The sequence below is a fragment of the Nocardia jejuensis NBRC 103114 genome, assembly GCF_001613145.1.
Lineage (GTDB): Bacteria > Actinomycetota > Actinomycetes > Mycobacteriales > Mycobacteriaceae > Nocardia > Nocardia jejuensis.
The window spans coordinates 84484-110310 of record NZ_BDBU01000022.1 but is presented as its reverse complement, the minus strand read 5'-3'; the positions used below and the strand labels follow the sequence as shown (position 1 = coordinate 110310).

Below are 25827 nucleotides of genomic sequence, written 5' to 3'. Positions count from 1 at the left end.
TGTCATGTGGTGTTCATCAGAACCGGTAATACTGGTCAGACGACCAGAATGGAATCAGGGAGATTCGATGAATGTGGACCGCCGCGGCTTCCTCGCCGGAGCCGCGACCGCTGCGGGACTGGCCACCGTGGCGACCGCCGCGGACCCCGCCTGGGCTGAACCCGCCCCCGTGCCGACGGTCGGCAAGACACCGCTTCCGGACTCGAACAACCTGCGTGTCCTGATCACCGGCGACGCCGGCACCGGGGCCCGCCCGCAGTGGATCGTCGCGGACGCCATGCGCGAAATGCATGCCCGCGAACCGTTCTCGCTCGCCCTCGGCCTCGGCGACAACGTCTACGAACAGGGCCCCTGGGCCGATGACGACGCCCAGTTCCAGGCCAAGTTCGAAGATCCCAATCACGGCCTGGACTTCCCGTGGCTGATGGTCCAGGGCAATCACGACAACAGCTCGCTGCTGCCCGGCGACGGCGGCTGGCTGCTGCGCGGGGACCATGAGGTGGCCTACCACGCGCGCTCGCCGCGCTGGTTCATGCCTTCTCGCTATTACTCGGTGCGCCTGCCGCAGGAGCAGCCCCTGGTCGAATTCTTCGTCCTGGACCTGAATCCCATCGCCGCGTACCTGCCGCCGCTTTTCGCGCCGTACTGGGCGGCCGATGGTCAGTTCATGAGCGAACAGGCCGCGTGGCTGGATCGCGCCATCGCCGAATCCCCCGCCAAGTGGAAGATCGCCTGCACCCACCACCCGTACCTGAACAACGGGCCGCACGGAAACGCCGGAGAATACGAGGGACTCGCGATCGAGCCCGTCAACGGCCGATTCGTGAAGGACTTCTTCGAGGCGCACGTGCTCGGGCGCTGCCAGTTCCTGCTCTCGGGCCACGACCACTCGCTGCAGGTGCTCGACCCGAACACGCCGTCGAAGGGCACCCGCCAGATCATCTCCGGCGCGGCGGCCAAATCCGTCCACGGCGAACCCTCGGCCTCGGGATCGCGAACCCCCAATTCCGCGCTCTACCAGAACTTCGACGATCTCGGCTTCATGGTGCTGGACCTGACCGCGGCCTCCGCCGATCTCGGCGTCTATACCGTCGATCTGTCGAACGGCGCGCCCACCAACACCTTCCAGCGCCGCCTGGCCTGATCCGGTCCCGGGCCCGGCCTGCCGAGTGACATCGGCGCGGGCCGGTCGAATATCCCGAGCCTCGTGAAGCGGCGCGGAACATCACTGTCGAACAGCATGTTTCGTCCCTCGGAGCCGAGTAGGTCCGAGGGACGAAAGGCGTGCGCCGGTCTCAGGGCTTGAGCACGATGCGAATCGGGTTGCCCTCCTTGGATTCCAGGGCGTGCACGGCCTTGGCGGCGTCCGAGAGCGGCACCACGGCGCTGACCGAGCGGGAGAAGTCGACCCGCTTCAAGCCCTGCAACTTGACCAGCTGGGTCACGTGCTCCGGCCCGGAACCGTAGTGCCCGCGCAGCTGCTGCTGGAAGAAACTGAAGGCGGTGCCGTAGGCGATGGTGATCGGCTTGTCGGTGAGGCCGACCAGTACCAGTCGCCCGAGCGGGGCCAGGCACACGATGGCCTGCTCGCGCACCGAGGCGACGCCGGCGAAGTCGAAGGCCGCCGCGAGCCCGGTTCCGGTGGCCGCGAACACCTTCGCCCGCAGATCCGGGTCGGCCGAGTCGAAGGCCAGGTCCGCGCCGAACTCCAGGGCGCGTTCGCGCGCGGCGGGCAGCGGATCGATCGCGATGATCGGCGCGGCTCCGGCCAGGCGCAGCAGCTGCACGCCGTGCGCGCCCAGCCCGCCGACTCCCCAGACACCCACCGGCTCAGCGGGTTTCACATCGGCGGTCGCGGTGATGGCCGCCCACGGCGTGGAGACCGCGTCGGGAATGAAGCAGGCCTGCTCGAACGGCAGATCGTCCGGAATCGGAACCAGCGTGTCCACCCGCGCCAGCGAGTACTCGGCCCAGCCGCCGTCGTAGTCGACGCCGCGGGTGAAGGTCGCGCCGTCGCGAATCTCACCGGCCTGCAACAGCACCCGATCCCCCACCTTCGCGGTGGTCACTCCCGGTCCGAGGGTGTGCACGGTGCCCGCGACCTCGTGCCCGAGTGTGACCACATCGCCCTTCAGGAACAGCGGCGAGAGCGTCCCGTCGATCAGGTGCACGTCCGACAGGCAGACGCCCGCCGCCTCCACCTTGATCAGCACGTGGTCCGGTCCCGGTTCGGGGATCGGCACCTCGTCCAGCTCCAATCGTCGCTGCGGTCCCAGATGTAGTCGCGCTGCCAGCATGATCATCGACTCCTTCGGCCTGTCCGGGACTTCAGTTCCGGATTTCGCGACTTGATAGTCCCATTCGCGTGGTGTGGTCAGGTTCGTTCCGCCTGTGGGAGTTTTCGCGATGCCGGGCCCTCGGCGATCTCGACCAGCCCGCGGTCGAGGAACCCGATCATCCAGTGGAAACTCTCCTCGGCATCGTCGCTGATCTGGAATCCGTCGGAGGCCTGCAGGGTGGCGAAACCATGGAAGGTGCAGCGCATGGTGCGCAGGGCGTGGATCATGTCCGATTCCGCGATGCCGTAGCCCTGCAGCACCGCCGCCATGGATTCCATCATCCGGGCGCTGGGCTGGGCGAGCGGGTCGTCCGGGCCCGCGAGCCTCGCGCCGATGGTGGCGGCGTAGCGGCCTGGGTGGTCGATCACGAAGGCGCGGAACGCTTCCGCGAAGGCGCCCAGCGCGGCGCTGCCGGATTTGCCGTGCATGGCGTCGCGCACGATCCGGTCGAGCTCGCTCATGGCCAGCGCGGCGATGCGATGCTGCAGGTCGGCCAGGCTTTCGATGTGCTTGTACAGGGAGGGTGTGCGCACCCCGAGTCGCTGGGCGAGGGTGCCCAGGGCGAGCTTGTCGTACCCGACCTCGTCGGCGAGCGTGGCGCCCGCCGCGACGACGTCGACCCTGGTGAGCCCGGCTCTAGGCATGGTGCTCCTTCAGGAACGGCAGGATCAGGTCCGCGGTGCGATCGGCGGCCTCGGCGTGCGGGTAATGCCCCGTGCCCTCGATCAGTCCGAGGCTGCCCAGTCCGGCGGGCAGCGCGTCCACGACGGCCTGGCCCTCGGCCCGCGGGTTCGGGAAGTCCGGATCCTCGGTGCCCATGATGATCAGCGCGGGCTGGGTCACGTTGGGCAGCTGCGCTTGCGCGTCGGCGGGGGTCGACTTGCCGGTCTTCATGAACTCGGCCATCCGGCCCGGCTCCCGCAGCTTGGCGGCGAGGGCGCTCATGTACTCGTCGTAATCGGCGGGCTTGCTCGGGTAGGCGACGTTCAGGTACTTCAGCCACTGCCCGACGCTCTTGAAGATCATGGCGCCCATCAGCGGAACCATGCCGCGCCGGAAGCGCGACACCGTGAAAAGCGCGCCCAGGTCGAACTTCTGGACCAGCGTGAACGGGTTGATCTCGACGATCCCGCGCACCAGTTCGGGCGACTGGGCCGCGGCGATGGTGGCCGCGCCGCCGGAGATGGAGTGCCCCACGACGATCGCGGGCCCGGCGTTCAACTCGCGAATCACGGCGAGCAGATCGTTGGCGATATCGGTCCGGCTGATGGCGGCCTTCCCGGTCACCGACGCCCACTCCATGCTCGAGTCGCCGTGGCCGCGCAGATCCGCGCTCACCACCCGGTATCCCGCGGCCGCGATCAGTGGAGCGAGCGTCCGGTAGGCCTGGCGGCGGTCGCCGATCCCGTGCGACAGCACCACCAGCGGACCCGTGCCGACCTCGTCGTAAGCGATCCGGCCGCCGTCGATGTCGATGTACTCGGTCATTGTCTGTCTCCCTGTCGCTTCGGCTAACTCCGATAGCCATAAAGCTAATCGCTTTAGCCAAGGGCGTCAACCCCAACTCGCCGCGTTCAGCGTTTCCCATCTGATCCGGTGATCGAACGTCCAGCTCAGCGGTGCGACTTCGGACCCGGGCGCCTTCTTCGGGAGGTGCGGGTGAGCGATTGTCGGCGTCCGGGAGGTTCGCGAAAAAGACCTCGAATCTTTTTTCCTGAACTGTGAAACGGATCGCAATCCGGTAGCGATCACCCTCTGGGTCTGCGTCAAAGCCCGCGAAAATTCGCTTTCACCACAACATTCCTCAGTGCTAGCTTTCCCGGCGACACTGACAACGAAAGGTAAAGCAATGATCCGGCAAATGCTCTCCGCACTCATGCGGTCCCGAGCTGCCCTGGAGCGACGCATCGTCCACTCTCTCGCCACCCCCACCCCGCCGCAGTCCCCTTCTGCGCGGCGCGAGTACGCGGCCGCCGGCGTCTGCTGAATCGCGCCCGCTGAGTCCCGGGCCGAGTCCGCCGCCCGAATCCCCGAACCACCCTCGGCTACCGGTGCCGTCGCGACGTGGCGTCGTGCGGTGGTGCGTGTTCCAGCGGCGGCGACGTGATCGGGCAGCCTGGGTGGTGCCGATACCCGCGATTGTCGAAACCCTCAGTGCGGCAAAGGCTCCGATCGCTCCATGGCGGTGAGATCCAGTCCGAGGATGTCCTGCAGGGCGAGCGCGCCGGGTGGGGTGAGCGTGATGCTTCGGCGCGACGCGTGCCGAGTCACCCACCCGGCGGACTCCATCTCCGACAGCACCGCCGCGCCGAGGCCGCCGCTGAGATGATGTCGCTGCTCGCTCCAGTCGACGCAGAAGCGCAGCAGTGGCCTGCGGCGTTCCCGCAGCGCGTCCAGGTCCACCCGCAATGCGGTGAACACCGCCTCGGCGTCGGGCCCGAGTCGATACGGATGCTCCCGCAGCGGCGCGGCCAGCGGATCCCCCTGCGCGCGTTCGGTTCCCGCGACATCGTCGATGCGAACCAGCGCGCGGTGCTCGAGCAGCTTCTCGGTGACCGCCACCCCGAGCCGGCCCGCGAGATGGTCGTAGCAACTGCGCGCCCGCCGCATGGCCGCCGCCCGCCCGGACTCGCGAAGCGAGTTCACCGGTCGGACGGGAGCCAGTACCGCCAGCGCCTCGATGGCCGCCGCCACCTCCGATCCCGCCAGCCGGTAGTACCGATGCCGCCCGGACCGTTCCACCACCAGTAAGCCACCCTCCACCAGCCGCCCCAGATGCTCACTCGCGGTCGATGCCGCCACCCCCGACTCGCCGGCCAGCACCGACGCGGGCAACGCCCGCCCGTCCACCAGCGCCGTCAACATCCGCGCCCGCGTCGGATCCGCCAGCAGTGCCCCCACCGCCGCGATATCCGCGAACCCATCAGCTCTCTCCGCCATGGCTCCAGTGTCCCGCCACAACACTTCGGCCCGCACCGAACAATCCCGGCGCAACACTCGAGCGATGACCACTCCGAGCCCTGACCCGCGATACCACCACGGCCCCGCCGCCTTCGTGACCGCATCGGGCGGTCCGACGGCCCACCCCGAGGACCGCCGACTCGCCACAGCGCTCGAAGACCCGGTCGCCGCCGATCACGCCGGCGCGGGCGCCGACCGGGATGTGCCGGTGGTGCGCGGGCGGGACCGGGACCTGCCTGCCGCGCCGTCGCGGGTGCTGGCCGTGATGTGTGCCGGGATGTTCCTGGTGCTGCTGGACGTGACCATCGTGAATGTCGCGCTGCCGAGCATCGGGCACGGCCTGCGCGCGAATACGTCGATGTTGCAGTGGGTGGTCGACGGATATGTGGTCGCGATCGCCGGATTGCTGCTGGCGGGCGGCACGATCGGCGATCGCGCCGGCCATCGGCGAGTGCTGCTCGCGGGGTTCGCGGTATTCGGCGCGGCCTCGCTGGTGTGCGCGGTGGCGCCGACGGCGGGAGTCCTGGTCGCCGCCCGGGTCGTGCAGGGCGTCGGTGGCGCGCTGCTGCTGCCCAGCACCATGGCGATGATCGTCGACGCTTTCCCCGATCGCCGGAAACAGGCTCGTGCCCTGGGTATGTGGGCGGCGGTCTCCTCGCTGGCCCTGCCGCTGGGCCCGCTGCTCGGCGGTGTGCTCGTCGGCGGCTTCGGCTGGCGGCCGGTCTTCTGGATCAATGTGCCGCTGATCATGGTCGCGGTCCTGGCCACACTGCTGGTGGTGCCCGCTCGCTCGACACGAGAGGCCACCCTGTCAGCGGCGGCCCTCGACACCGGCGGCCGGGAACGGCGCCGGCGTGGAACCGGCGGGTCCGTGGACCTGCCGAGCCTGCTGGCCTTCGTGATCGGGCTCGGCGGTCTGGTCTTCACGGTCATCTCCGTAGGCCATCACGCGAGCGCGCCGTTCCTGGCCGCGTCCGCGAGCGTCACGGCGGGAGCGCTGGCGCTCGCGCTGGTGTCGGCGAAGCATGCGAAATTCCCGATCCTGCCCCTGGATCTGCTCCGCCGCCCGCGCTTCCTCGCGCCGAACGTCATCGCCCTGAGCATGAATCTGGTGTTCAACGGTCTGCTCTTCGTCTCGATGCTCTATCTCCAGGACGTGCTGGGGTTTTCGCCGTTGCGCGCCGGAGTCACCGTCCTGCCCATGGCAATTCCGCTGATCGCCCTGGCTCCCGTGTCCGGCCGCCTCACCGCCCGCTTCGGTCCGCGCCCGGCCGTCGCCCTCGGCTGCGTGCTCGCCACCGCGGGTTCGCTGCTGCTGACGCAGGTGCGTCCCGCGGGCGCACTCGCCTGGCTGCTGTCCGGGTTCACCCTGCTCGGCTGCGGTGCCGGCCTGGTCACCGCCTCGGTGGTGGCCGCGGTCGTCCGCGCGACCCCCGCCGACCGGTCCGGCCTGGCGACCGGCGTATCCAATACCGCCCGGCAGATCGGCACCGCCTGTGGAGTGGCGATCTTCGGCGCGGTCGCGGGCACGCCGTCGTCCCCGGATTTCGTACCCGCGCTACACGCCCTGGCCGTCGTCGCGGCCGGGTTGTGGGCTGCGGCTTTCCTGGTGGCGATGCTCGGAATCGAGTCGTGACCTGCGGATCGTTCCGCGTTCGCTGGGGGCGAAACCGGGTGCGGAACATCCTGGAGGGGGGCGGGGTTGACTGGGTATCGCTCAACCTGAGTTGAGTATGAGTCGCTCAACCTTGGAAGGGGTCGAAGACGTGACCACACCTCAGAACCTGCCGGTGCTGTTCCTGACCGATCCGATCGTGCTCCCGGGCATGGTCGTCCCGATCGAGCTGGACGAGTCCTCGCAGGCCGCCATCGATGCCGCGCGGGCAGGCAAGGTCGACCAGGTGCTGGTCGCGCCCCGGCTCGACGAGGGCTACGCCACCTACGGCGTGGTCGCCACCATCGAACAGGTCGGCCGCATGCGCGGCGGCGCGCCCGCCGCCGTGCTGAAGGGCGAGCGCCGCGCCAAGATCGGGCACGGCGTGACCGGACCGGGCGCGGCCCTGTGGGTCGAGGCCGAACCGGTCGATCCGCCGGTGGCCGACGGCCGCACCCGCGAGCTCGCCGCCGAATACAAGAAGCTGGTCGTCGCCGTGCTGCAGCGCCGCGAGGCGTGGCAGGTGATCGACGCCGTGAATCAGCTGGACGACCCGTCCGCCATGGCCGATGCCGCCGGCTGGGCGACCTGGCTGACCCACGAGCAGAAGCGCGAACTGCTCGAAACCATCGACACCGCAACCCGTTTGACCACCCTGATCGGCTGGACCAAGCAGCACATCGCCGAGACCGAGGTCAACGAGAAGATCTCCGAGGAGGTGCGCGAGGGCGTCGAGAAGTCTCAGCGCGAGTTCCTGCTTCGCCAGCAGCTCAACGCGATTCGCAAGGAGCTGGGCGAGGGCGAGCCCGACGGCGCGGACGATTACCGCACCCGTGTGGAGACCGCCGACCTGCCGGACAACATCCGTGAGGCCGCGCTGCGCGAGGTCGATCGCCTGGAGCGCGCCAGCGATCAGAGCCCCGAATCGGGGTGGATCCGCACCTGGCTCGATACCGTCCTGGAACTGCCGTTCAGCGTGAAAACCGAGGACAGCACCGATGTTTCGGCTGCCCGCGCGGTGCTGGACGCCGATCACCACGGCCTGGACGAGGTGAAGGACCGCATGGTCGAGTACCTCGCCGTGCGTGCCCGCCGGGCCGCGCGCGGTCTGGAGGTCGTCGGCGGTCGTGGCTCGGGCGCGGTGCTCGTGCTGGTCGGTCCTCCCGGGGTGGGTAAGACCTCGCTGGGCGAATCCGTCGCACGGGCGCTGGGCCGCAAGTTCGTTCGCGTCGCCCTGGGCGGCGTGCGCGACGAGGCGGAGATCCGCGGTCACCGGCGCACCTACGTCGGCGCGCTGCCGGGTCGTATCGTCCGCGCCATGAAGGAGGCCGGTTCGATGAATCCGGTCGTCCTGCTGGACGAGATCGACAAGGTCGGTTCCGATTTCCGCGGCGATCCGGCCGCGGCGCTGCTGGAGGTCCTGGATCCCGCGCAGAACCACACCTTCCGCGATCACTACCTGGATCTGGATCTGGACCTGTCGGACGTGCTGTTCATCGCGACCGCGAATGTCATGGACACCATCCCCGGCCCGCTGCTGGACCGCATGGAGTTGATCACGGTCGACGGCTACACCGAGGACGACAAGGTCGCCATCGCCCGCGACTTCCTGATCCCCCGGCAGTTGGAGCGAAACGCCCTGACCGCCGGCGAGGTTCAGATCACGGACGAGGCGCTGCGCGAGATCGCCGCGAACTACACCAGGGAAGCCGGTGTGCGGCAGATGGAGCGCCTGATCGCGAAGGCGCTGCGCAAGGCCGCGACCAAGCTGTCGGAGTCCGCGGTCGTTGCCGCCGCCGAGACCGTCCTCGGCGCCGAGAGCATCGTCAGCTCGGGCGAATTCGTGCCCGACCCGGTCGAATCCCTGGGATACGACAAGGGTTTGGGATACGAGGCGCAGGTCGACGGCACGCTGGTGATCGGACTGGGTGACCTGAAGGACTACCTGGGCCGTCCGCGCTTCACTCCCGACGGAGTGGAACGCACCGCGGTTCCGGGTGTGGCGACCGGTCTGGCCGTCACCGGTGCGGGCGGCGACGTCCTCTACATCGAGGCCAATGCCGCCGAGGGCGATCGCTCACTGACCCTGACCGGTCAGCTGGGTGACGTCATGAAGGAGTCCGCGCAGATCGCGCTGACCTACGTGCGTTCGCACCTGGAGGAGATCGGCATCGAGCCGAAGGTGCTCGATCGCAATATCCACATCCACTTCCCGGCGGGCGCGGTCCCGAAGGACGGTCCTTCGGCGGGCGTCACCATGGTCACCGCGCTGGTGTCCCTGGCGCTGGGCCGCCAGGTCCGGGCGGATGTCGGAATGACCGGCGAGGTCACCCTGAACGGCCGAGTCCTGCCGATCGGCGGCGTGAAGCAGAAGTTGCTGGCCGCCCAGCGCGCCGGACTGAAGACGGTCTTCATCCCGGCCCGGAACGAACCGGATCTGGACGAGGTGCCCGCCGAGGTGCTGGCCGCCCTGGATGTTCGTCCCGTCGCCGACGTGGCCGAAATCCTGGCCTACGCCATCGAGCCGGTCGCCGAACCGGCCTACGACGGCCGGCCCCTGAGCGCTACCGCCTGACCCACCAGCGGCGATAGCCCAACCGAATGACAACGGACCGTGCGTGTTTCACATGAAACCGAAACCCGCACGGTCCGTTCGCATCTCGTAACCTGGATAGCCGTGATCACAGTGGCTACCTGGAACGTCCTGCACCGCGTCCACGCCGACAACTGGCCCGGCCCGGTCACCGAGCACTGGCCGGTCGAAGCCGAACGCATCGCGGCGGTCACCACGGCGGTGGCGAAGCGCAACGAGCAGGTGATCGCGCTTCAGGAAGTCAGCGGCGATCAGCTCGCGAGTCTGCGGCGCGCGCTGCCCGGCCGGGTGTTCCACGTCCTGATCTACCCGCGTGTTCCGAAGTCCCGGCGCATCGACACGGTGCTGGCCGACCGGTCCGAATCCCTGGTGGTCATCACCGACGGTCCCAGCCGGGAGATCAGCGCCGAAACCTTCGACAACGATCCCGGAAACGGTGCACTGGCAATCGAATTCGAGGGTCTCACGGTGGTCGCGACCCATGTCAGCGGTGACCGCCGTCGCGACGCCCAGTTCCAGCGACTGGCGGAGCTGGCCGCGGCCCCGGCGATCGTGCTCGGCGACTTCAACGTCGACCGCGCCGCCCTGGCCGCCGCCCTGGGTGGTGACGACTCGGTGCCGGCGGCCCTGAGCGGCGATTTCACCGTCGCGGAGCCGGCGCCCGATTCGCTCCCGACGCGCCCCCGCTCCTCGGGCGCGAAATCCCAGCTGATCGACCATGTCGTCGCGCGCGGCGTCACCGTGTCCGGGGTGCAGGTCGAGGATGTGGCCGGGGTGTCCGACCACAATCTCGTGCGCGCGACGGTCGAGTTCGTCGGCAGTCCGCTCAGAACTCTCCGGCCACACCGATAACCGTTCGGCCGGAATGGGTTCCGTCCAGGATCGAGTGCAGCACGGACTCGGCCTCGGTGATCGGCACGTAGTTCTCCAACAGGGAAAGATGCTGAGGCTTCAGATCTTTCGCGAGCCGGGCCCACAGTTCCCGGCGCGCGCCGATGGGCAGCTGCACCGAATCGATGCCGAGCAGCGAGACGCCGCGCAGGATGAACGGCAGGACCGTGGTCGGAACCTCGGGTCCGCCGGTCAGCCCGCTGACCGCCACGGCCCCACCGTATTTCACGGTGCTGAGGATGTGCGCGAGCGACTGTCCGCCGACGCTGTCCACGCCCGCGGCCCACTGTGCCTTGTTCAGCGGCCGGACCTTCTCCCCCTCGGCGGGCAGCCGTCCGATCACCGAGTGCGCGCCGAGCGCGGCGAGCAGTTCGCCCGCGCCGATCTTGCCGGTGGAGGCGACGACCTCGTAGCCGAGGCCGCTGAGAATATCGACCGCGACCGTGCCGACGCCGCCGGTCGCCCCGGTGACCAGCACCGGCCCGTCCGACGGGGTGAGGCCGCGATCCAGCAGGGCCTGCACGCTCAGCGCGGCGGTGAAACCGGCGGTGCCGAGGGCGGCGGCCTCACGCGGGGTGAGCCCGTCGAGCTTCACGACCCACCCGGCCGGCACCCGCGCGTATTCGGCGAATCCGCCGTGGTGCGCGGTGCCGATGTCGTAGCCGTGTGCGATGACCAGATCGCCGGGCGCGAATTCCGGATCCTCGGAGGACACCACCTCACCGGTGATATCGATGCCCGGCACCAGCGGATAGTTGCGCACCACCCCGCCGCGCGGCGTGATGGCCAGCCCGTCCTTGTAGTTGGCGCTGGAGAAATGCACCTTGATCGTCACCTCGCCCGGCATCAGGAAGTCCTCGCCGACCTCCTCGCGAACGAGCTCGATCCCGCCGTCAGTTTCACGTGCCACCATCGCCTGGAACTCCATGGGTTCGAGCATAGGACCCCGATGCTGGTCAGGGCGGGTGTCGTCCGAAACCGGGGCGGGCACCGCGGATCGCCCGGCATTACCTCGCGCGTAATCGCTTTGGCTCACCCGCGCTGCGATCGTTGTTCTCAGCAGTCGAGAGCACGCGAAAAGCCAAGGAGCGCAGCAGCTATGTCCTACTTCGACACCACAGACGGAACCCGCCTCGCCTACGAGGATTACGGCACCGGCGCACCGCTGGTTTTCGTCGCGGGCTGGTCGCTGCACGCCGATATGTGGGAGTACCAGCTCTCGTTCTTCCTCGATCAGGGCTACCGCTGTGTCCTGCTCGACCGTCGCGGCCACGGCCGTTCGGACCGTCCGTCCACCGGCTACGACGTGGACACCCGCGCCGATGACCTCGCGGCGCTGCTCGAGCATCTCGACCTGCGTGAGGTCACCTTGATCGCGCATTCGGCGGGCGGCGGTGAGGTGGTGCGCTACCTCTCGCGTCACACCTCGGAGCGGGTCGCGCGAATCGCGTTGCTGGCCCCCGCGATTCCGTTCATGCTGCGGACCGAGGACAACCCGGTGGGTATTCCGGCCGAACTGTTCGAGGCCTCGGTCGCGCAGTTGCGTGCGGACCGCCCGAAGTGGTTCGCCGACCGGGCGCAGGGCTATTTCGCCACCCACCTGGGCACGAACGTCTCCCAGGCGGTGATCGAGGAGGAGATGCGCCGCTGCCTCTCGGCCTCGCCGTACGCTTCGCTGGCCATTCAGGCCGAGCTTCTCACCAGCGATCATCGGGCCGACGTCGCCGCCGTCACGGTGCCGATGCTGCTGCTGCACGGAATTCCCGATCAGTCGATCCCGATCGACGTGACCAGCCGCCGCACCATCGAGATCGCGCCGCACGCGGTCTACAAGGAGTACGCCGATGCCGGTCACGGGCTGTACATCAGCCACGCCGCGCAGGTGAACGCCGACATTCTCGAATTCCTGAAGAGCTGAGCGGTATTTCGGCCACGCTCCCGCGACCGGCCGCGACGACGCGAACGGCCCCGACAGACCTCCGGCCCCGAAAGGCGCTGTGTCAGCGGCTTTTCGGGGCCGGATGGTTCAGGAGAACTTCGGGGCGCGCTTGCCGACGAACGCGGCGATGCCCTCGGCGCCGTCCGCGGATTCGGCGGCGTGGGTGATGAAGGTGGCCTCGGTGCCGAGCTGCTCCTCCAGCGTGTGCTGCGACGAAACCAGCAGCAGTTTCTTCACATTCGCGTTGGACTGCTTGGGGCCGTTCGCGAATTCCTGCGCCAGCTCCTCCACCGTGGCGGTGAGCTCGTCCGCCGGAACGACCCGGTGCAGCAGCCCCCAGTCGAGCGCCTCGGAGGCGGTCAGCGTGCGGTTGGTGAGCATGAGTTCCTGGGTGCGGCGCAGGCCGATCAGGCGCGGCAGGTAGTAGGACGCGCCGCCGTCCGGGCTGAGTCCGACCTTGGTGTACGCCATGGTGAACGACGCGGACTCCGATGCCACGACCAGATCACCGGACACCGCGAGGCTGAAGCCCGCACCCGCCGCCGTCCCGTTCACCCCGACGATGAGCAGCGCGTCCATCCGCGCGAACGCCGAGACCGCGTGGTGCAGGGTGCCGGCCAGCTTGTCGATGAAGGCGCCGGTGTCCTGGCTGTCGGCCATGGCCCGCACATCGCCGCCGGCGGAGAAGAATCGGCCCGCTCCGGTCAGCACGACCACCTTGATGGCCGGGTCGTCGGAGCAGTAGGCGGCGGCCTGGGCCAGTTCGTCGGCCAGGGCCTGATCGATGCCGTTGGCGGCGGTGGGCCGGTTCAGGGTGATGCGGGCGATCGGGCCCTCGTGCTCGAAAAGGATGTTCGCGTAGGTGCTCATCGGATGGGTGCCTTCCGTCTGGATGCCTGTCCACAGCATGACAAATGCCTCGGGCGGTCCGGCAGCCCGTCTCCCACCGGGCGATCAGTCCTTTCCGGCGGATTCGTCCGGAGCGTATTCGACGCGGACGCCGAGCAGCCGGATGGGCCGGTCCAGTTCGAAGGAGTGCAGGACCTCGAGCGCCGTCGCCACGATCTCGTCCACGTCGAGCGTGGCCCGCGGCAGTTTCCGCTGCTTGCCGCGGGTGAAGAAGGTGCTGGTCCGGACGGTGACGCTGACCCGCCGCACGGCGCGTCCGGCCGCGACGGTCTCCTCGGCGACGAGGGTGGCCAGGCGGGTCAGGGCCGCGTCCAGGTCGGCGCGTTCGGTGAGGTCGCGTGGAAAGGTTTCGGAACGACTGTGCCCCACCGGCTCTCGTGGTTCGGCGATATCGGTGTCGCCCGCGCCGTGGCCTAGCACCCACAGGTAGGGCCCGGTGTTGGGCCCGAATTCCGCGGTCAGCACGGTCCGATCGGCGGCGGCCAGGTCCGCGACGGTCTCGATGCCCAGGGCGCTCATGCGTTTCGCGATCCGGGAACCGATCCCCCACAGCGCGGTGGTGGGCCGGTGCGCCATCAACTCGGTCCAGTTGGCCGCGGTGAGATGGAATACGCCCGTGCCGCTTTCGGGATCGGGGGCGTTCTCGGTCGCATCGGATTTACCCACGGCCTTGGCGAATCCGGTGGCCAGTTTCGCCCGAAGCTTGTTGTCTCCGATGCCGATCGAGCAGCTCAGCCCCAATTCGGCGATGGCGCTGCGGATCTCGGCGGCGAGCCGATCCGGATCGTCGGTGTCGACGGCCAGGAACGCCTCGTCGAACCCCAGCACCTCCACCCGCCCCGGAAATCCGCGCAGCACGGTCATGATCTCCTCGGACGCCTCGGCGTAGGTGGCCAGATCCTGCGGCAGGAAGACGCCGTCGGGGCAGGCGCGCTGAGCCGCCCGCAGCGGCATGCCCGCGCGCACGCCGCGAGCCCGGGCCGGATACGAGGCGCAGGAGACCACCTTGCGGGGTTCGGCCGGATCCCCGTTCCCGCCGACGATGACGGGCAGTCCGCGCAGCTCGGGACGGCGTCGGTACTCGACCGCGGCCTGGAATTGGTCGAGGTCGACATGCAACAGCCATCGCGACACTTCTGCCACCTATCCGTCATACCGCATGGTCTGCGGAAATGCCGGAATCAGGGGGTGGTGTCGGGGTGCTCGACGGGTGAGCCCGGCGCGAGGGAGCTCAGCAGCCGGCACTCAGCGCGCGCGGCGCAACCAGCCGATCGGGGACCGGTAGTCGTATCGCGCCTTCAGCACGCCGGAGTCCACATGTCCCACCACCCGGATCAGCGGTGCGCCCGGAAAACGCGGTAGTTTCACGCGATTCGCGATGGCCCCGTCACCGCATTTCACCCCGTCGAGATCCACGCGCCACCCGCGCGGAACGACCAGCACGATGGTTCCGGAGCCCGCGTCCACCCGCACATCGATTTCGCGGCGCGAGCACAGCGCCTGCGTGAAATCGATCACCAGTTTCCCCGAGATGCATTCGGCCGAAACATATCTCGGCACGGTCCAGTCCGCGTCGGTGCGCCGGGATTCACCCCCGACCTGCAACTCCAGTGTCTCCTCGACGTGCTGACTTCGACGCTCACCGAACATCCGCTCGATATCGTCGATACGAACCGCGGACGTCCGCCGCTGCTCCTTGGTACGGGTCACCGAAACTCCTCCCCCCGGCAGGAAACGACCATCGAAAGGTGCCGTGGGAAGTCGAATTATGCCGTATAGCAGGGTATTTGGGGCCGCCCCTTTTTAACGGAACGGTCACAGCACGGTGTCGGCACGTCACGGTTCTCCGACGCGCACCCGCAATTGCACCCGCAGGTCCGCAAGGTAATTGATCGTGCGTCCGAGGAGTTCCCGGAACACCTCCACATTTGCCGCCCGCTCGGCCGATCGGCATCGCGCGCCGGGCACGATGCCGATAGTTTCCGACTATGACTTCCGGGAGCGTTGCGCGAGAACGAATTTGGTCAGCGACGACCGATATAGATCGTCGACGCGCCGAGGACGAACAGGTCATCGCGCGTGCCGACATAGGTATCGGCCGCCGGGTCGAGCAGGGCGTCGATGGCGGCGCGGTCCGAATCGGAGAGAACGTCCTCGACCCGGGTCCGCATGGCGTCGAGCCAGGAGGTGACGTGCTCGCGAACCTCGGGTGAGGTGGGGGCGGGATGATCGGTCAGCACACTGAACGAGGCGACCTCGGTGAGCCCGGCCCGCCGCAGGGTGGTGGTCCAGCCGTAGGGCATCCGCACCGCGCCGGTGATCTCCTCACGCATCGCCACGAACACGCCCTCCCAGGCGGTCAGCAGCCGATCCTGCAATCCCGGCTCGCCCACGCCCAGATCCCACGGCAGGCAACGGGTCGGCAGCCCACCCTCGGACAGGGCCAGCCAGCCGCCGGGGCGCAGCAGCCGAGCGAAGCTGTCGGTTCCCGCCTGCTGATCGGGCAGGTGATGCACCATTCGCGAGGCCCAGACCAGGTCCGCCTCCGGTACCAGCTCACCCAGACCGTCCGCCGCCGCGTCGGCTCGGACGATCTCGACCCGGACGCCGTGGTCGCCGTCGAGTGCGGCGATGGCGGTCTCCCGCGCCACCTCGAGCAGTTCGGGCACCGCGTCCACGATCACCAGCCGTCCGCCTCCGGCCCGGGCCAACTCCCGCGCGAACGCCGCGCTCTGTCCCCCCGCCCCCGCGCCGATATCCAGCACCGTCGGCTCGTCCTTGCGCAGCGCCCCGATCAGCCGCTCCGCGATCCGGGCGGCGGATGCCGCACCGAGTGCGTCGCCTCGCCGCAGATTGCCGATCTGTGTGGTCCAGTCGATCCCGTCATGAGTGTGGCTGTGTCCGTGGCCGTGCGAGTGGTTCCCCCCGTGCGAGTGTGCGTGATCCTTCGAGTGCTCATGCGTCTGTGCGGCCATGTCCTCGACGGTATCGGCCGCTGCCGGTGGCTCCCTATTTCTTTTGCCGGATCGGCAAGCCCCTGCACGACTTTCTCCCCCGGGCGGGCCGGGGGAGAAAGTCGTGCAGGGGTCAGGCGGCGGCCGGTTCGGACGCGTCGGCGAACTGGGTGCGGTAGAGCTCGGTGTACCGCCCGCCCGCGGCCAGCAGCGCCGTATGGGTTCCGCGTTCGACGATGCGGCCGTGCTCCAGGACCAGGATCTGATCCGCGTTGCGGATGGTGGAGAGCCGATGTGCGATCACCAGCGAGGTCCGGCCGTTCAGGGCCTCGGCCAGCGCCTCCTGCACGGCGGCCTCGGAGGTGGAGTCCAGGGAGGCGGTGGCCTCGTCCAGGATCACCACGCGGGGCTGCTTGAGCAGCAGGCGGGCGATGGTGAGCCGCTGCCGTTCGCCGCCGGAGAGTCGATAGCCGCGTTCGCCGACCACAGTGTCCAGACCGTCGGGGAGCGATTCGATGAGGTCGCGCAATCTGGCGCGGCTCAAGGCATCCCAGAGTTCGGCCTCGTCGGCTTCGGGTCGCGCCAGCAGCAGGTTGGCCCGAATCGTGTCGTGGAACAGATGCCCGTCCTGGGTGACGAGGCCGACGGTGGCCTGGATGGAACGCCCGGTCAATTGCCGCACATCGGCGCCGCCGAGCCGAACGGATCCCGAGTCCACGTCGTAGAGACGCGAAACCAGCTGCGCGATGGTGGATTTACCGGCGCCGGAAGATCCGACCAGTGCCACCATCTGCCCGGGTTCGGCGCGCAGCGACACCTGATGCAGCACTTCCTCACCGCCGCGGGTGTCCAGGGTCGCCACATCCTCGAGCGAGGCCAGGGACACCTTGTCCGCCGACGGGTATCCGAAGTCGACCGCGTCCAATTCGACCGCGATCGGCCCGTCGGGAACGTCCACCGCATCGGGTGCGTCCTGGATGAGCGGCTCCAGATCCAGCACCTCGAAGACCCGCTCGAAGCTCACCAGCGCCGACATGATGTCCACCCGGGCGCTGGCCAGCGCGGTCAGCGGCGAGTAGAGCCGGGTCAACAGGAGCGAAAGCGCGACCACCGCACCGGGTTCCAGCCGGCCCTGCAGCGCGAAGTACCCGCCGAGTCCGTACACCAGCGCCAGCGCCAGCGCCGACACCAGGGTGAGCGCGGTGACGAACACGGTCTGCAGCATGGCGGTGCGCACCCCGATGTCCCGCACGCGTCCGGCGCGCACCGAGAACTCCGAGGACTCCTGGTGCGGGCGTCCGAACAGCTTCACCAGCGTCGCGCCGGGCGCGGAGAACCGTTCGGTCATCTGGGTGCTCATGGAGGCGTTGAGTCCGGCCGCCTCGCGCTGGATGGTGGCCAGCCGCTCCCCCATGCGCCGGGCGGGCAGGACGAAAACCGGCAGCAGCACGAGCGCCAGCAGTGTGATCTGCCAGGACAATCGCATCATCACCGCGAGCGTGAGCGCCAGCGTCACCACATTGGTGACCACGCCGGACAGCGTCGAACTGAAGGCCCGCTGCGCCCCGATGACGTCATTGTTCAACCGGCTCACCAGTGCGCCGGTCCGGGTGCGGGTGAAGAACGCGACCGGCATCTTCTGCACGTGATCGAAGACGGCGGTCCGCAGATCGAAGATCAGTCCCTCGCCGATGCGGGAGGACAGCAGTCGGATGATCAGCCCCAGCGCCGCGTCCAGCACGGCCACCAGCGCGATGATCGCCGCCAGGGTGATGACGGTGCGGGTGGTGCCGCCGCCGACGATGGCGTCCACGACCCGCCCGGCCAGCACCGGCGTGGCCACGGCCAGCAGCGCGGACAGAACGCTGAACACCAGGAAGGCGCCCAGTCGCCGATGATGCGGGGTGGCGAACGCCAGGATCCGCCGCGCTGTCGCCAGCCGAAGCGGTCGCTGCTCGGTAGGCGCGTTCATCTGCCGATACAGCTGATTCCACGCCACGGATTCCATGCTCATCCCGTACTCCTCACCGTCGGAGTCCACTGAACTCCCGACCACCGACAGTAGGACCTCAACAAAGGTTGAGAGCAAGCCCTTCCGGCCCGGCGCGCCGTTCGCGCTGAGCGAACCGCACGGAGATCTCATCGGGCGTTTCCCGATCTTTCGGGTGTGCCCGGTGCGGCGTCCACACATTGACACTCACCGGTCGCACACGATCGGGACGTACCCGCAAGTCACGTCGCCGATGTTCGCCGCGGATCCGGGTGCGGGGCGAGAACCGGGGACGGATGCGGTTCGAGGCGCGGTGCCGGGTCATAGGCTGACGGGGTGAGCGATGCGGTGGAGCGGGCGTTGCGCGGACGGATCGCGGGCGAGGTCGATGCGTCCGAGCGCCGTCGTGCCGAATACTCCTCCGACGCCTCCAACTATCGGGTGCTCCCGGCCGCGGTCGTGTTCCCCCGCACCGACGACGATGTCGCCGAGGTGCTGCGATTCGCGCGCGCGGAGGGCATCGGGATCACCGCGCGCGGCGGCGGCACCTCGGTCGCGGGCAATGCCATCGGCGCCGGGATCGTGCTGGATTTCAGCCGCCACCTCGACGAGATCCTCGAGGTCGATCCGGACGCTCGGACGGCACGGGTGCGACCCGGCGCGGTACTCGCGGACCTGCAGCGCCGCGCCGCGCCGCACGGACTGCGGTTCGGACCCGATCCTTCGACACAGAACCGCTGCACGCTCGGCGGGATGATCGGCAACAACGCGTGCGGCCCGCGCGCGGTCGCCTGGGGGCGAACCTCCGATACGGTGCGGGAACTGCGGATCCTCGACGGCACGGGAACCGAACGCCGACTGGCCGACGATCCGGCCGTGCTCCCCGGGCTGGCGGAGTTCACCCGCGCGAACCTCGCGGTGATCCGCACCGAACTCGGGCGATTCGAGCGTCAGGCCTCCGGCTACAGCCTGGAACATCTACTGCCGGAACGGGGTTCGTCGATCGCCAAGGCGTTCGTGGGGACCGAGGGAACCTGCGGGCTCCTGCTGGAGGCGACGGTCGAACTGGTGCCGGTGCCCGCCGCCACCGTCCTGGTGGTGCTCGGCTATCCGGACATGCCCACCGCCGCGGACGATATCGCGACGGTGATGGCCGTGGGCCCGACCGCGGTCGAGGGCATGGACGCTCGGCTGGTGGATGTGGTTCGCGCCCATCGCGGCACGGTTCCCACACTCCCCGGAGGCGGCGGCTGGCTGCTCGTGGAGATCGCCGCCGACACCGCGGCGCAGGCGCGCGACCTCGCCGAATCCCTGTGCCGATCGGCCGCCGCGCTCGACTCGCGCACGGTCACGGACACGCGAGAAGCACAGTCGCTGTGGGGAATTCGCGCGGATGGCGCGGGGCTGGCCGGTCGCACCCCGGACGGGGATCCGGCCTGGCCCGGCTGGGAGGACGCCGCCGTGCCTCCCGAGCGATTGGGCGCGTACCTGCGCGAATTCGAGGAACTCACCCGCGCGCACCGGCTGGACGGCCTGCTCTACGGCCATTTCGGGGACGGCTGCATCCATGTGCGCCTCGATCTCCCGATAACCGATGCCCCGCAACGCTTCCGGGCCTTCCTCGAGGACGCCGCCCGCCAGGTCGTGCGCTTCGGCGGGTCCCTGTCCGGTGAGCACGGCGACGGCCGTGCCCGCTCGGACCTGTTGTCGCTCATGTACTCCCCCGATGCCCTGGCCGCCTTCGCCGGGTTCAAGGCGCTCTTCGATCCCGCCGACATCCTGAACCCCGGTGTCCTGGTGCGCCCCCGCCCCCTCGAGGCCGATCTGCGCCTGGCCGGTCTGCGCCCCGTTCCCTCCACGGGCGGGTTCGTGTTCCCCCGGGACGGTGATCTCGGTACCGCCGTGCACCGCTGCGTGGGAATCGGCAAGTGCCGCGCCGACTCTCGCGCCTCCGGTGGCTTCATGTGCCCCTCGTATCTGGCCACGGCGGACGAGAAGGACTCCACCCGTGCCCGGGCCCGGGTGCTGCAGGAGGTGGTGCGCGGTGATCTCGACTGGCGATCGGACGCGGTGGCCGAATCCCTCGATCTGTGCCTGTCCTGCAAGGCCTGCCACTCCGACTGCCCCGCCGGCGTGGACATGGCCACCTACAAATCCGAGACCCTCTATCGTCGCTACCAGGGCCGAATCCGCCCCCTCGACCACTACTCGCTGGGTCGGCTGCCCCGATGGCTGGCCGCCGCCACCCGCGCCCCGCGCCTGACCAATGCCTTCGCCGCCGCCGGTCCGCTCCGCCGAACAGCCTTGCGCGCGGCCGGAATCGACCCTCGCCGCCCCATCCCGCGCCTGGCTCCCGAGACCTTCCGCCGCTCCTGGGCTCGACGCCCCGAGTCGCTCGCGGACTCCCGGGTCGACGGTGCGCACGCCGCTTCCGGCTCACCCCCGGTGATGCTGTGGATAGACACCTTCACCGACGCGTTCGATCCGCATATCGCGTGGGCGGCGGTCGAAGTGATCGAATCCCTCGGCTACGAGGTGCGAATCCCCGACCGTCGCGTGTGCTGCGGCCTGACCTGGATCACCACCGGTCAGCTCGATACCGCGCGAAAGCGCCTGCGCGCCACGGTGAACGCGCTCGAGCGGCATGTCTCCCGGGGAGGCGCGGTGGTCGGTCTGGAACCGTCCTGTACCGCGGCCCTGCGCGAAGACCTGCCCCGGCTCCTGCCCGACGACCCGCGTGCGAGAGCGGTCGCGGTCGCTACCCGCACCCTCGCGGAGTTCCTGAATTCCGAGCCGAACTTCCGGCCCCCGGACCGATCCGGCCGTCACCTCGTAGTGCAACCGCACTGCCACGAACACGCCACCACCGGCTTCGCCGCGGATCGCGGCATCCTCGCACGCACCGGAGCGAGGATCACCGAGATCAGCGGCTGTTGCGGCTTGGCGGGAAACTTCGGGATGCAGGCCGGGCACCACGACGTCTCCACCGCCATAGCCGAGCAGTCGCTGCTGCCCGCGCTCCGCGCGGCCCCGGCCGATGCGACTCTCATCGCCGACGGCTTCTCCTGTCGCACCCAGGCCGCTCAGCTCGCCGCGTACCCGGCACAGCACCTGGCCGAATTCCTCGTTCGACCCAGCGACGTCGAACCCCGCGACGACCGATAGCCGCCCGTGGTCGTCGCGGGAGGCCTGTCGCCCTCAGCTGCCGAAGGGGAGGGATCCCGGGGGAATCTGATAGCCGCTGCTTCCCGCCGCGACGTTGCCCCAGGCGGCGAGAATCCAGTTGAGCACGGTGGTGAGCATGAGAACCTCCATCGAGTCGAACGTCGGCTGATCGCTGATCACGCGGTCTACCGGGGGAGTATCGCCCGTCGTGACCTGTGCGTTATCGAGGAGGCAGAATGAGCCGGTGACCTCCGCCCCGATCGCCGCCGCGTCCACGCGGATCGTGCGGTCCGAACGGGCCGTCGATCTCGCGGCGACCGTGACGCCGCTGCGGCGCGGGTTCGGGGATCCGTGTCATCGGGAGACCTCGGACGGTGCGCACTGGCACGCCTCGCGGATGCCGTCGGGACCGGTCACCTTCCGCTTGAGACAGGCCGACCGCTGTGCGGTGGACGCGCGGGCGTGGGGTCCGGGCGCGGAGGAATTCCTCGAACGGCTCCCGGCCATGCTGTGCCTGCGGGAAGACCTCACCGACTTCGTCCCCGAGCATCCCAAGGTGGCCGAGGCGCACCGGCTCAATCCCGGCCTGCGCATGCTGCGCACCGGGCTGGTGTGGGAGGCGCTGGTGCCCGCGGTGCTGGAGCAGAAGGTGCACACCGTCACCGCGCACGCGTCCTGGCGGAAGCTGGTGTGGCGCTACGGAACTCCCGCACCCGGTCCCGCCCCGGACGGGTTGCGGGTGATGCCGGATGCCGAGACCTGGCGGCATATCCCGTCCTGGGTCTATCACCGCGCCAATGTGGGCCCGCAGCGGTCGAAGACGATCGTGCTGGCCGCGCGCATCGCCCCGAAGCTGGAGGAGGCGGCGACCCTGAGCCATGCCGATGCCGCCCGCCGGTTGTGCACCGTTCCGGGTATCGGGGTGTGGACCGCCGCCGAGATCGCGCAACGCGCCTTCGGTGACCCGGACGCGTTGTCGGTCGGTGACTTCCACCTGGCCGCGACCGTCGGCTGGACCCTGCTGGGCAAGCCCATCGATGACGACGCCATGGTCGAACTGCTGGAACCCCTTCGCCCGCACCGGTATCGGGCCGTGCGGCTGCTGGGGCTGGCCGGATTCGCGCGTAAGCCCAAGTTCGGACCCCGAACCCCCTATACCGATCACAGCCGTATCTGATCCACATCCGCAGGTGCCGGTGCGCGCGTCGGCCGGGACCACGGCGCCGATCTTCCACCCGGTGCCGATGCCGCCTTCTCTCGCGAGTCACGGTGGGGGAGAAGGCAATCCACGATGTGCCCTCATCTCTGCGCGATCGCGGCATCAGCGGCGGCCCGAGCCCGCGCGAGCGCCGTATCCACGGGTATCCGTCCCAGGTACATCTCGTCGATGATCGGCGTGATCGCCTGTAGCGCGGCGGTGAACCCCGGCCCACCGCCGGCCGAGATCCGTTCGCCGCGAAGCACATCGAAGAACGGTGAGACATCGACACCGCGCCGGGTCCAGTAGTCCCGATAGACCTGCTGCTGCGAGAGCACCGCGGGGATGGTCGCCCCCTCGAGTCCGAGATAGCGATTCCCGCCGGGACTGCCGAGCCAGCCCAACACCCGTCGCACCGCGTCCGGGTGCGGGGACGCCGAGTTCCCCGCGACGGCGACGGAATTGTTCGCGCTCACTCGCCCCGCGGGCCCTGCGGGGATCAGCGCCACACCCCAGCGGAAGCGCGCGTTCTGCGCCACGGTGGCGAGAGTGAAGGTCCCGGACTGGAACAGCGGCATCCGCCCCTGCAGGAAGGCATTTTTGGCGAAGTCGCTGCTCGCGGCGGTATCGGCGGCGGAGGGGGAGAGGCCGTCCGCGATCAGCGCGGTCGTATATCCGAACGCGTCGCGCCCCTGCGGCGTATCGAACGCGAACTTCCCGTCGTGCTGGAGTTCGCCTCCCGCCGAGCCCAGATACGGCAGCGTGATGGACTGAAAGTCGTTCGCCGCGTTGTACGGCGGACTCGCCACGCCGCCGAACCGCCGCAACAGCGCCCGGAAGGTGTCCTGCGCCGGATCGGGACTCCAGCGCACCGCGTTCAGCGCGCCGGGCTCGATTCCGGCCGCGTCCAGCAGTTCCCGGTTGTAGTACACCGCCGTCCCGCCGTCGACGAATTGCGGTACCGCCCAGAGCTTTCCCGCCCGCGTGAACTGCTCGACGGCGAACGGATCCCATTCGCGCGCGGCATCCGCGCCCAGCGCCGCACCGACATCCACCAGATGTCCGCTGTCGGCGTAGTCCTCGTACAGGCCGGTCCAGAACAGGTCGTCGGCGATCCCGCCCGCCACGTCCAGTCGCAGCTTCTGCGGGTAGGAGGCCCACGGCACCAGCGTGATTCGCACGTCGATGTCGGGGTTCGCCCGCTCGAACTCGTCGAGCGAGGCGCGATACGCGGAGACGAAACTCTGATCCCAGATCCGCAGCCGCACCACCGTGCGCCCCGATCCGTCGGTGTCGCGCCCCAGCCACAGCGCCGCCGCGACGAGCAGTGCCGCCGCCAGCACGAGCCCGAGCACCACCCGGGTGGAGTCCTTGATCCTCATTTCAACCCCGTCCACGTGATGGACCGCAGTACCTGTCGCTGGCACACCACGAACAGCACGACCAGTGGCGCGATGGCCAGCGTCGTCGCCGCCATGATCAGCGGCCACTGCGCGTTGTACTGCGTCTGCAGGGTGGCCGTGGCCACCGTGAGCACCTGCCACTTCGCCCCGCTGGCGGCCACGAGCGGCCACATGAAGTTGTTCCACTGCGAGACGACGGTGATCACCGTGAGCGTGGCCAGGATCGGCCGGCTCATCGGCACCACCACGTGCACGAGAATGTCGAGCGTGCCTGCCCCGTCCATCCGCGCCGCGTCGATGAGCTCACCCGGAATCGCCCGGAAGTACTGCCGCAGCAGGAATATGGCGTACGGCGACCCGAAGACGAACGGCAGCACCAGCGCCCAGAAGCTGTTGAGCCACCCGAGTTTCGCGAACATGAGATACAGCGGGATGAGGGTGACGGCGCTCGGCACCATCATGGTGCCCAGATACACCCAGAACAGCGCGTCCCGTCCGGGAAAGCTGGTGCGCGCGAACGCGTATGCCGCCAGAATCGAGGTGAGCAGCTGCCCGCAGGTGATGCACACCGTCATCAGTGCGGTGACGGCCACCGCTCGTCCGAGCCCCTGATCGAGAACGGTCCGGAAATTGTCCAGCGTGACCGGATGCGGTGGCGCCAGCGCGGATTCACCGGCGAACTGTCGTGGTGTCTTCGCTGCCGTGAGGCCGCTGAGCACCAGTGGCGCGACGGTCAGCAGCGCCCCCGCCACCAGCAGCAGGTACGCCGCCGCCGAACGCGCTGCCGCGCCGCGGGTTCCGGATCGCGGAGCATCGCGGGTATCGAGTATCGAGGTCGGCTCAGGTCTCATCGCCGGTCCGATCCCGCAGGAACCGATGCTGCACCACGGTGATCGCGAACATGACCGCGAAGATCACCACCGCCATCACCGCCGCCCGGCCCGGATGCGCGGCCTCGAACGCCTCCGAATACAGCCGCATACCCACCACATCGGTGTGGTGATCCGGTCCGCCCCGGGTCAGCGCGTAGACCGCGTCGAAGGTCTGGAACACGCTCAGCACGCCTGTGACCAGCACGAAAAACATGGTCGGCCGCAGCAGCGGCAGCACCAGCCAGCGCACCCGCCGCCACCCGGTCGCCCCGTCCAGCGACCCCGCGTCCAGGATCTCCCGCGGAATGGCCCGGATCCCGGCGACGAAGAACAGCGCCACGTATCCGACGTTCATCCACACGATCACCGCCGCCACCGCGGGCAGCGCCAGTGACGGCGAACTGAGCCATTCGACGCGCCGCCCGAGCACCGCGTTCAGCGCACCGTCGCTGGGTGCGAAGATCCACTGCCACACCACCCCGACCGCCACCGGCGCGCACATCCACGGCAGCGCGTACGCCACCCGCAGCACCGTTGTGCCGCGTCCGCGCCGGGCCAGGGGTGCGGCGACGGCGAATCCGAGCACGGTCTGCGCGGGCACCACGATCGCCGTCAGTGCCAGCGTCACCAGCACCGAATGGCCGAACTGCCGATCCGACAGCACGGACCGCCAGTTCCCCAGCCCGGTGAATTCGATGGGGCTCAGCAGATTCCAGCTGTGCAGGCTCAGCCACAGCACCACCGCGATCGGCGTCAGCAGGAAAAGCCCCACTCCGATCATGCTGGGCAGCAGCAGCGCGTAACTCGTCGCCGTGCGCCCGGCCGCGCGCCGATTCGCCCGCACCGCGCCGATCACGCTGCCGCCCGTCACGCTGGTGCCTGTCATGCCCTGCAACCCGTCACGTTCTGTCCCCGATCACGCTGTGCCACCGATCATGCTGTCCGGTTCCCCATGTTCG

General features: G+C 69.1%; 21 protein-coding genes. 7 read left to right on the top strand and 14 right to left on the bottom strand.

The window, feature by feature from the left end:
• Positions 1 to 67: 67 nt before the first annotated feature.
• On the top strand, positions 68 to 1144 hold the full coding sequence (locus NJ1_RS17920; protein ID WP_067695372.1) for a metallophosphoesterase: 1077 nt from the start codon (positions 68 to 70) through the stop codon (positions 1142 to 1144).
• Positions 1145 to 1295: 151 nt separating this feature from the next.
• Here the strand turns inward: NJ1_RS17920 and NJ1_RS17915 are convergent, their stop codons facing one another.
• From NJ1_RS17915 to NJ1_RS17900, 4 genes are all read right to left on the bottom strand, one after another.
• Positions 1296 to 2303, bottom strand: a complete 1008-nt coding sequence (locus tag NJ1_RS17915; protein WP_067695369.1) for a zinc-binding dehydrogenase — start codon at positions 2301 to 2303, stop codon at positions 1296 to 1298.
• 71 nt (positions 2304 to 2374) lie between these two features.
• The gene (locus NJ1_RS17910) at positions 2375 to 2983 is read right to left on the bottom strand and encodes a TetR/AcrR family transcriptional regulator (protein WP_067695366.1); all 609 of its coding nucleotides are present in this window, start codon (positions 2981 to 2983) and stop codon (positions 2375 to 2377) included.
• Positions 2976 to 3827, bottom strand: coding sequence for an alpha/beta fold hydrolase (locus tag NJ1_RS17905; RefSeq protein ID WP_067695363.1), 852 nt, complete (start codon positions 3825 to 3827; stop codon positions 2976 to 2978). The genes NJ1_RS17910 and NJ1_RS17905 overlap by 8 nt, the downstream gene beginning before the upstream one ends.
• A gap of 663 nt (positions 3828 to 4490) precedes the next feature.
• Positions 4491 to 5279, bottom strand: a complete 789-nt coding sequence (locus tag NJ1_RS17900; protein WP_067695360.1) for an ArsR/SmtB family transcription factor — start codon at positions 5277 to 5279, stop codon at positions 4491 to 4493.
• Positions 5280 to 5343: 64 nt separating this feature from the next.
• On the opposite strand from NJ1_RS17900, the gene NJ1_RS17895 reads away from it, so the two are divergent.
• The 3 genes from NJ1_RS17895 to NJ1_RS17885 all read left to right on the top strand — a co-directional run bounded on the left by NJ1_RS17895 (position 5344) and on the right by NJ1_RS17885 (position 10399).
• Positions 5344 to 6936, top strand: a complete 1593-nt coding sequence (locus tag NJ1_RS17895; RefSeq protein WP_218025225.1) for an MFS transporter — start codon at positions 5344 to 5346, stop codon at positions 6934 to 6936.
• A 97-nt stretch (positions 6937 to 7033) separates the two neighbouring features.
• A complete protein-coding gene (lon, locus tag NJ1_RS17890) occupies positions 7034 to 9529 on the top strand; it encodes an endopeptidase La (RefSeq protein WP_067695358.1) in 2496 nt (831 codons plus the stop codon).
• Between the two features lie 102 nt (positions 9530 to 9631).
• Positions 9632 to 10399, top strand: a complete 768-nt coding sequence (locus NJ1_RS17885; protein ID WP_067695356.1) for an endonuclease/exonuclease/phosphatase family protein — start codon at positions 9632 to 9634, stop codon at positions 10397 to 10399.
• On the opposite strand, the gene NJ1_RS17880 is transcribed toward NJ1_RS17885, so the two are convergent.
• A complete protein-coding gene (locus NJ1_RS17880) occupies positions 10374 to 11366 on the bottom strand; it encodes an oxidoreductase (protein WP_084478463.1) in 993 nt (330 codons plus the stop codon). The genes NJ1_RS17885 and NJ1_RS17880 overlap by 26 nt on opposite strands.
• A 171-nt stretch (positions 11367 to 11537) precedes the next feature.
• On the opposite strand from NJ1_RS17880, the gene NJ1_RS17875 reads away from it, so the two are divergent.
• Positions 11538 to 12356: an alpha/beta fold hydrolase gene (locus NJ1_RS17875; protein WP_067695351.1), complete on the top strand. Its 819-nt coding sequence runs from the start codon at positions 11538 to 11540 to the stop codon at positions 12354 to 12356.
• A gap of 108 nt (positions 12357 to 12464) precedes the next feature.
• Here the strand turns inward: NJ1_RS17875 and NJ1_RS17870 are convergent, their stop codons facing one another.
• The 5 genes from NJ1_RS17870 to NJ1_RS17850 all read right to left on the bottom strand — a co-directional run bounded on the left by NJ1_RS17870 (position 12465) and on the right by NJ1_RS17850 (position 18254).
• A complete protein-coding gene (locus tag NJ1_RS17870; RefSeq protein ID WP_067695532.1) occupies positions 12465 to 13247 on the bottom strand; it encodes an enoyl-CoA hydratase/isomerase family protein in 783 nt (260 codons plus the stop codon).
• Positions 13248 to 13331: 84 nt separating this feature from the next.
• Entirely contained in the window at positions 13332 to 14420 is a 1089-nt protein-coding gene (locus tag NJ1_RS17865; RefSeq protein WP_067695348.1) for a DNA polymerase IV, read from the bottom strand.
• Positions 14421 to 14531: 111 nt separating this feature from the next.
• Entirely contained in the window at positions 14532 to 14996 is a 465-nt protein-coding gene (locus tag NJ1_RS17860; protein ID WP_067695345.1) for a hypothetical protein, read from the bottom strand.
• A 314-nt stretch (positions 14997 to 15310) separates the two neighbouring features.
• Complete coding sequence (locus NJ1_RS17855; protein ID WP_084478451.1) at positions 15311 to 16261, bottom strand: class I SAM-dependent methyltransferase; 951 nt, start codon at positions 16259 to 16261, stop codon at positions 15311 to 15313.
• Positions 16262 to 16373: 112 nt separating this feature from the next.
• Positions 16374 to 18254 carry an ABC transporter ATP-binding protein gene (locus NJ1_RS17850; protein WP_174557091.1) on the bottom strand — a complete coding sequence of 627 codons (1881 nt, stop codon included), beginning with the start codon at positions 18252 to 18254 and terminating at the stop codon, positions 16374 to 16376.
• A 312-nt stretch (positions 18255 to 18566) separates the two neighbouring features.
• Between NJ1_RS17850 and NJ1_RS17845 the strand changes: the two genes are divergently transcribed.
• Positions 18567 to 21395, top strand: a complete 2829-nt coding sequence (locus tag NJ1_RS17845) for an FAD-binding and (Fe-S)-binding domain-containing protein (protein WP_067695342.1) — start codon at positions 18567 to 18569, stop codon at positions 21393 to 21395.
• A gap of 33 nt (positions 21396 to 21428) precedes the next feature.
• Here NJ1_RS17845 and NJ1_RS39215 read toward each other — a convergent pair whose 3' ends face one another.
• Entirely contained in the window at positions 21429 to 21575 is a 147-nt protein-coding gene (locus NJ1_RS39215) for a hypothetical protein (protein WP_157574064.1), read from the bottom strand.
• 64 nt (positions 21576 to 21639) lie between these two features.
• Between NJ1_RS39215 and NJ1_RS17840 the strand changes: the two genes are divergently transcribed.
• Positions 21640 to 22572, top strand: coding sequence for a DNA-3-methyladenine glycosylase family protein (locus NJ1_RS17840; protein ID WP_067695340.1), 933 nt, complete (start codon positions 21640 to 21642; stop codon positions 22570 to 22572).
• Between the two features lie 122 nt (positions 22573 to 22694).
• Here NJ1_RS17840 and NJ1_RS17835 read toward each other — a convergent pair whose 3' ends face one another.
• From NJ1_RS17835 to NJ1_RS17825, 3 genes are read right to left on the bottom strand one after another with little or no spacing between them, the layout of a single operon-like run.
• The gene (locus tag NJ1_RS17835; RefSeq protein ID WP_157574069.1) at positions 22695 to 23969 is read right to left on the bottom strand and encodes an extracellular solute-binding protein; all 1275 of its coding nucleotides are present in this window, start codon (positions 23967 to 23969) and stop codon (positions 22695 to 22697) included.
• Between the two features lie 2 nt (positions 23970 to 23971).
• Positions 23972 to 24847 carry a carbohydrate ABC transporter permease gene (locus tag NJ1_RS17830; protein ID WP_084478450.1) on the bottom strand — a complete coding sequence of 292 codons (876 nt, stop codon included), beginning with the start codon at positions 24845 to 24847 and terminating at the stop codon, positions 23972 to 23974.
• Entirely contained in the window at positions 24837 to 25649 is an 813-nt protein-coding gene (locus NJ1_RS17825; protein WP_422615758.1) for a carbohydrate ABC transporter permease, read from the bottom strand. The genes NJ1_RS17830 and NJ1_RS17825 overlap by 11 nt, the downstream gene beginning before the upstream one ends.
• Positions 25650 to 25827: the final 178 nt, after the last annotated feature.